Raw genomic sequence first — 979 nt, forward strand, 5'->3', positions numbered from 1 at the left:
GTTCTCGTCACTCCGTTCGGAGCCGATGGCTCCATCAATGAGTCCCGATACAAGGCGCTCATCGACGACGCTATTGCCAACGGCGCACAGGGTGTCGTGGCGGCTGGTAGCACCGGCGAATTTTATGCGCTCACCAAGGCTGAGCGCGCGCGTCTCTACAGATTGACGGTTGACCACGTGGCTGGCCGCGTGCCCGTCTTGGCAGGCGTCGCGGACCTACGTGTCGAAGATGTACTGGAAGCGTGTCAGTCGGCTGTTGCTGCGGGCTGCGCGGGCGGCATGATCCTTCCCCCTATCTACGCCATGCCAAGCCCGCGTGAGATCGTGGCTTTCTTCGAGTACATCTCTCACAACACGTCGCTGCCGCTGATGCTCTACAACAGCCCCCGCCGCGCGGGGGTCGACATCACCCCGGCTCTTGTGGAGCAGCTCTCTGCCCTGCCAACCGTAGTCGCTATCAAGGACAGCTCCGGCCTTATTACTCAGGTAAGTGAGCTTGTGCAGCGTGTGGGCGATAGAATTCGCGTTTTCGTCGGCTACGAGACCATGATTGTTCCGGCCCGCGCCGTTGGCGCCCATGGCGTCGTCGCCATGGCACACCAAATCGCCGGCCCCTTGATCCGTGACTACTGGGACAAGGCGCTCACTAGCGATAAGGCTTTGGATGCCCTTGGCCGCGACGTCTTCGCCTTCTACCGTTGCTTCCAGTCCGGGGCGTACTACGCCGCCATCAAAGAGACCATGAGCCAGCTTGGTCGCGACGCCGGTGGTCCGCGTCTGCCGTTGCTGCCCTTGGCAGCCGAGCAGAAAGCGGCCATCGCCAAGATCATTGCGGACGCCGGTCTTGCTCGCTGGGCCAACACTTAAAGAGAGGCAGCATGCGGTCCAATCCATCATTCGAGAGATCGACGGTTTTCTGGTGGAGCCGACCAGGGATAGGATGTGGAGATGACCAGCGGCTGCAAGTCAAACAATTGCA

Annotated in this window: 1 protein-coding gene; it reads left to right on the plus strand. The window is 61.0% G+C overall.

Annotated elements, in window-relative coordinates; genetic code table 11:
- Positions 1-867 (plus strand): dihydrodipicolinate synthase family protein (locus tag ACFDR6_RS36300; RefSeq protein ID WP_375861380.1); only part of this gene is annotated, 867 nt, incomplete at its 5' end.
- Positions 868-979: the final 112 nt, after the last annotated feature.

It is taken from the genome of Bradyrhizobium tunisiense (assembly GCF_042263385.1).
Classification (GTDB): domain Bacteria; phylum Pseudomonadota; class Alphaproteobacteria; order Rhizobiales; family Xanthobacteraceae; genus Bradyrhizobium; species Bradyrhizobium tunisiense.